Here is a 6077-nt window from a genome sequence, read left to right as displayed (position 1 = left end):
AACTATAATATAACATCATTCATCGTATTTTTTGTTTTTTGGTTATAAAATTGCTGTAAAGTTTCTTCGTTTTTACTTTTGATAAAAATATTTTAAAACATTATAGTTAATGTTATTTTTTTGGATTACTGTTTTTTTATTATGCAAATTTCTGATCTTCATTTAATGATATAATACTGATAAACCGCTGACTGTTATTTATTGATTAAGAAAGGAGAAAATCGCATGAAACAAACACAATATATTCACCACATTGTCAATATCCTTTTGATGATCGCCCTCATTGTTACAAATATTTCAAACATACATATATTGCCACTTACTGTCGTCATCACTCTTATATTTATCGTAAATACAATTTTATTGATTAAAAAAACTACAAAAACATAAAAAAGATCGACTGTAAAAAAGATAGTCGCCCTTTTTTATTGGAATGAAAAGAACGAGCTTCACTCACATTTAATAAAATTGATGCATAAAACTTCTAATAAACTTGTCCTCTTAAATAAAAATCTGTATTTTACAATTTACCATGTGCGTGAACTTGCTTAGAAACCCCATCTGTTGAAACATCAATCATTAAAACAGAAGTAAAATTTATGGAAATATAAAGATATTTCGGGAAGTTGGAAAGACCAACAAAACAAGTTTATTTGTATTCAAATAATTACGGATGAAAATGAAAATATTTTTTTGTTCTTCTAATTAAATTGTTAAAAATATGAAATAAAAGATAACAGTTTTTCATGCATTGTCTAATTATCCCTCCCTAACTTCTGTTCCTTGATGAAATAGTAATTTCCAATCATTATCTTCATATTTCCAAATCGAACTTCTATTAGTAACGATATGATTGTTTTCATTTAATAGTTTATATGTGCACAAAAAACAATCCTCTGCAAGTTTATATTGGTTAAAATTATAAATTTTAAAGTCAAAAGCATCTAATTCAACATTTAGAATGTCTTCCTTATAATAAACCTTTCCTGATTTTCCAAATTCCTTAAAGTCAGAATGTAGATAATACGCAACTTTTTTATTAGCTCTATTCCGCTTATCTAAATGCATTAATTCATATTTAATCATCAACTTTTACCCTCCTCAAAAATTATATATTGAATCAATATTTATTCGTCACTTTCTGCGATTAACTCATTATCAATATTCAGTGCTTTATATAGATAAATGCTATCACCTTTTACTTCTATATCATATTAAAATAATATGACGTTAACATTTAAATCACGTAAAGCAATAGCTTCAAATCTACAAAGTAATCAGCAATCTATCTCAACTTGTTTGCTTGAGAGATTTTTACTAAGATTTAGGTAAAGAATGAATTTTAAATCGTTTAAAAAATTGAAAGTGAGGTAAAATCATGATATTAATAAGTGCCTGTTTAGCTGGTGAAAACGTGCGATACGATGGAGGAAACAAAGGGAACATAGCGCTCAAAAACTTAGTGGATAAAGGGTTCGCACGAACGATCTGCCCCGAAATTTTAGCAGGACTTTCCATACCAAGAGCAGCTGCGGAAATTGTCGATGGAGATGGGTATGATGTATTGCATCAAAAAGCTAGAATTATTGATTTATACGGGAATGACGTCACTGAAGATTATGTAAGAGGCGCAAAAATAGCATTGAATATATGTAAAGAATTAAATTGTAGCACTTTAATTTTAAAATCTGACAGCCCCACTTGCGGTTCAAATACCATTTATTCTGGCGCTTTTGATGGAACTAAAATAAGCGGTGACGGTGTGTTTACAGCGCTTTTAAAAGTCAATGGAATAGAAGTTTATGACGAAACGTATGACGAACTCACTTAATTTGAAAGCAACTTTAAAACGCTGCGTTTCAAGATTTTGACCTCTAAAATAGACCTAAAAATAAAAAATGGCAAGAGATAACTGGTTAACGCTTATTCTATAATAAGCTAATTGCAATCCATGTTATTCTTGCCAAAATGAGACTATGATATTAAATCGATTTCTCTCCTACAACGCATGATTATTTTAATCATTAAAGCACTATTGGGATTCTCTAAGAGATAGAACAACTGCCGTCTGAACAGTGACCAGAATTGTCATCAGTAGACAAATCTTCAAATTTCTTTTGTGTATTGATTTCGCCCCACGCTGTATTAATTGCACCTTCAAATGTTTCTAATGGTTGCGCACCTTTTACGACATATTTATCGTTAATTACGAAATAAGGGACCGCTTGTATACCATACATACGTGCTTGACCTTTATCTTTGTTTACTTCATTCGCAAACATGTCATCATTGTCTAAGACCCCTTGTATCTCTCGTTCTTCTAAACCGACACTTTTAGCGATTTCCATCAATTCTGTGTTATCGCTTAAGTTTTTACCCTGTTCGAAATAAGCACTAAATAGAGCATTCACAATCTCTAGTGCTTTACCTTTTGATTTTCCTAATTTAGCTAAACGATGTGCTTTAAAACTGTTTGTAGGTTTCAATATATCCATTTGATAATTCAAGCCTACTTCTTTTGCATGTTGTGCAATATTTTCATTATTGCGTTGCGCCTGTTCTACCGATACACCATATTTAGAGCGAATGATGTCAACAAAAGCTACGCCTGACCATTCTTCTGCAGTCGGATCGAGTTCATAACTTTTGAACTCAATATCCACATCATCTTGAAGGCCCAAGTTTTTGATAGCTTGTTGCAATTTTGTATCACCAATATAGCAAAACGGACACATAAAATCTGACCATACTTCAACTTTCATCTGATAACCTCCTCATCATTCTTTTCGTAACAAATAACTTAATACAATTGATTATATATCACAAATTAAATGCTTTATATATTAACGAGGTAAATCAATTATTAGATTTTCTATTTTAATTTTAAATATAAACTCCATTTTGATTATCCAATACAAACACTCGCGATTCCACCTATTGCAAAAAAACCAGATACCATATAACTGCTCTCTGAGGACTCCCTATTTATGACCAAAATCAAACAAACGTATCCATATCGATCAACTTGTTACCAACGTCAAAGAATGCTTTATCATGTGTAGCCATAATGATTGTCATGCCATTATTGTTTAATGCTTTAAATAGATTTATCGTATTTAAAGCATTATCTTCATCTAAATTTCCTGTCGGTTCATCAGCGATAATCAATGTTGGATTTTTTAAGATAGCTCTAGCTATAGCAATTCTTTGTTGCTCGCCACCACTACACGTGTACACTTTAGCTTTCATATCAAGATGTGATAATCCCACCATTTGAACAACTTCCTTTATCTTTGCAGTATCTTTTTTTGAAACATTCAACGGTAAGGTTAAGTTGTGAATGACACTTTGATTTTCTAAAAGGCCGTAATTCTGGTAGATATATGCAATATCATCTCTACGAAATTTCAATTTATCCTTTTCTTTACGAATCATTTTCCCTTTAAATGTAACATGACCTTCATCTGGATCTTCTAGTAACCCAATGATATTTAACAAACTCGATTTTCCTTTACCGCTTGCTCCTTTGATAATAATAAAATCACGTTGCTCTATGATATAATCAAAACTTTGTAAAATACGCTTTTTATCAAATGATTTATGAATATTTTTAAGTTCAATCATCTTTTTTTCCTTTCAAAACCTCGTTTAGATTTTCTTTGTTTAACTTAATAAATGAGTAAGAAGATACCCATGTTTCAATCAAAATGACACCGAAGAAAATGGAATAAGATATGATATTTTGCTGAGATAAAATTAAGATGCCCATTAATAAATTCAATAATAATAAAAATGTTAAAATAGGTTTGTGAATTTGAAAGTAGCTATATCCTAAAGTATGTTTTATAAAAATTTTATGTTGGTATGATGTGAAATATAGTCTGATAAAAGTAAAGGTCATGACAATAAACGTCAAAGTGGTCAATAAGGCTAATACAGCATATTGTGACGTTTTGACTTTCAGCCTATTAATTTCATCAAATTTGGCATCATATACAGATTCCACACTCGGTATATAACCATCAACATGAAATTTCTCTAAGCCTTTTTTTATCGTTGAATAAGGGTCATCAGACTTACTCTTAAAAACATATCTTGTTGAAAAATAGGTTTCAAAATTACGCAGCGCAGTATTACCCGTTTCAACAATAGCTATTGGCGCAATAAGCGTATTTTTTCGACCTCCAACTTCAAAATCATATGTAGGATAACCTACATTGTTGTCCACCCATATAATATTGATATTTAGATTTTCTTTCTGTTTATCATTACTAATATCCTCGTTTTTAAGAAACGCGAAATGATCTTTAAACTGAACCTCAATTTCTTTTTCGTACTGCTTATATTTTATTGGCACAATGATATTTTGTGTACGGCTATCTCTTTGTATATCATCTAAAACATTTTGACCTTGGATTGTATGCCTTTTGTGCGTTTTTAAATAATTAATATCAATCGTAATAGTTTTACCATCAGGCTCTATATTCGCATTTTCTTTTTCATTTAATTTATAGAGCGGTCTTCCATCCGTATTATAAAAATTCCCGACATCAATAATGAATCCTTTGTTATACGCACTGTTATAATAATCTTTTAAATGTTTCCCCAATTGCTCTGCTAATTTCTCATTTTTCAGTTGTCCTTGATCTGAAACTAGCGTTTTATATGCATTTTTAGAAACATCCCAGTATTTTATGCTACTTTGCTGGAATTTATAATTACGATAATTCTGAACTAAATTTTGACTTGATAAAGACAAAAATATCACTGCCATAACCGCTAATGCCATATAGGTATACATCATTAAAAAAGGAGCACTTTGCTTCATATTTTTGGCGTATTGCTTTGTATAAATCGCCAGTACGACAGACATCATAGCAATACATGTTACCATTAAAACGATTGACGTACATAACGCAATAAGTACGACTTTGGTGAGATGAACGTCTTTATAAATGAATATATATACCAAAGCGCTCAAAACGACATTGATGCCAACATAACCAAAAGCATAGTATTTAAAATCAGCTAATAAAAATTGAAGTTGATGCCACCAACTATATCCTAAATCGTACAACAATTTACCTTCGCTTTTTCGATTCTGTAAACTATGTATTAGCACTGCCAAAAATATAAATAGAAACAAAGTTGAAAGGATGATACTGAACGCATCAATTTGAATATGCTGCGATACGGTATTTTCAACTTTTTCTGTTGAACCTACATTACGATTAATCAATTCGATTACTTTTTGTACACTTTCTGTATCGCCTTTAAAAAAATAAGTGCCTTCTTCCGATAAATTTGTATCTTTCAAATTATAGACTTTAATATGTAAGTGACGATCAAATAAATTCAGTGTGTGATTGTGCGTTGCTTTTTGTTTTAACTGCTGGTCTGTCGTATTAATTGCAACTTTATCATCACTTAAGTATGTCACTTTAGTAATAGCTACATTATATTTCTTTGATAAACTTTCAAAATACGTTGACGCATTTTTGCTATACGCTTTATCTTTATCAAAAGCAAATCGAACCTTTTCACTCTGCTTTTCAACTGCGTTATAGAATGATAATGATTTAACAGAGTCTATTACAACAAAATTTATTATAAGCGATATCGCTACTGCTAATATTAATATAATCCTTTTCATATATACCTCTCTAGTTTAAAAGAACCCATTAAGATTTATCGGTTGTATATTTTTAACGGTTGGTGAAATAGTCACTGACCGTTATTTTAATTTTTGATATTAAAAAAGCACAAATATCTCTATAATTGTAAGTGACCAAACCAACGATTAAGGAGATATTATGCCTATGTGTAATGATATATCAGAAATGCTTGGAATTAAAGTCAAAAATTTAAAAACCACTCAAAATCTAGGATTATATGTACATAAAAACGCAAAGGCATTATTATACGAAGGCCAATTGACATATCATCCCCGTACTTGTGCGTGTTGTGGAATTAAAAATAATGCCCATTTAATTATTAAACACGGCTTTCGTAAAACGAAAGTTTATATGGGATTAATTTTTGAAAGACCTGCCTATTTAAAATTGAAGAAACAGCGC

5 protein-coding genes and 1 pseudogene are annotated in these 6077 nt (G+C 30.5%); 2 read left to right on the top strand and 4 right to left on the bottom strand.

Annotation, left to right across the window (positions count from 1 at the left end; translation table 11 throughout):
* Positions 1-759: 759 nt before the first annotated feature.
* Positions 760-1086 (bottom strand): nuclear transport factor 2 family protein, encoded by a 327-nt coding sequence (locus CD118_RS03715; RefSeq protein ID WP_060830435.1) that lies wholly within the window; start codon positions 1084-1086, stop codon positions 760-762.
* 292 nt (positions 1087-1378) lie between these two features.
* Between CD118_RS03715 and CD118_RS03710 the strand changes: the two genes are divergently transcribed.
* Positions 1379-1831 carry a 2-thiouracil desulfurase family protein gene (locus CD118_RS03710; protein WP_103356282.1) on the top strand — a complete coding sequence of 151 codons (453 nt, stop codon included), beginning with the start codon at positions 1379-1381 and terminating at the stop codon, positions 1829-1831.
* A 214-nt stretch (positions 1832-2045) separates the two neighbouring features.
* Here CD118_RS03710 and CD118_RS03705 read toward each other — a convergent pair whose 3' ends face one another.
* From CD118_RS03705 to CD118_RS03695, 3 genes are all read right to left on the bottom strand, one after another.
* Complete coding sequence (locus tag CD118_RS03705; RefSeq protein WP_103356281.1) at positions 2046-2762, bottom strand: DsbA family oxidoreductase; 717 nt, start codon at positions 2760-2762, stop codon at positions 2046-2048.
* A gap of 235 nt (positions 2763-2997) precedes the next feature.
* The gene (locus CD118_RS03700) at positions 2998-3624 is read right to left on the bottom strand and encodes an ABC transporter ATP-binding protein (protein ID WP_103356280.1); all 627 of its coding nucleotides are present in this window, start codon (positions 3622-3624) and stop codon (positions 2998-3000) included.
* Entirely contained in the window at positions 3617-5653 is a 2037-nt protein-coding gene (locus tag CD118_RS03695; RefSeq protein ID WP_103356279.1) for a DUF1430 domain-containing protein, read from the bottom strand. The genes CD118_RS03700 and CD118_RS03695 overlap by 8 nt, the downstream gene beginning before the upstream one ends.
* A 166-nt stretch (positions 5654-5819) precedes the next feature.
* Here CD118_RS03695 and CD118_RS03690 point away from each other — a divergent pair.
* Positions 5820-6077 (top strand): annotated as a pseudogene (locus CD118_RS03690) (transposase family protein); the annotation flags it as partial.

The sequence above is a fragment of the Staphylococcus coagulans genome, assembly GCF_002901995.1.
Lineage (GTDB): Bacteria > Bacillota > Bacilli > Staphylococcales > Staphylococcaceae > Staphylococcus > Staphylococcus coagulans.
Note: the sequence above shows the minus strand (reverse complement) of the source record. Positions and strands in the feature narration are given on the sequence as shown.

What these genes read in the sequence shown, in the direction of transcription:
- CD118_RS03695 (WP_103356279.1), bottom strand. Translation starts at nt 5,653, where the DNA reads ATGAAAAGGATTATATTAATATTAGCAGTAGCGATATCGCTTATAATA.
- CD118_RS03710 (WP_103356282.1), top strand. Translation starts at nt 1,379, where the DNA reads ATGATATTAATAAGTGCCTGTTTAGCTGGTGAAAACGTGCGATACGAT.
- CD118_RS03705 (WP_103356281.1), bottom strand. Translation starts at nt 2,762, where the DNA reads ATGAAAGTTGAAGTATGGTCAGATTTTATGTGTCCGTTTTGCTATATT.
- CD118_RS03715 (WP_060830435.1), bottom strand. Translation starts at nt 1,086, where the DNA reads ATGATTAAATATGAATTAATGCATTTAGATAAGCGGAATAGAGCTAAT.
- CD118_RS03700 (WP_103356280.1), bottom strand. Translation starts at nt 3,624, where the DNA reads ATGATTGAACTTAAAAATATTCATAAATCATTTGATAAAAAGCGTATT.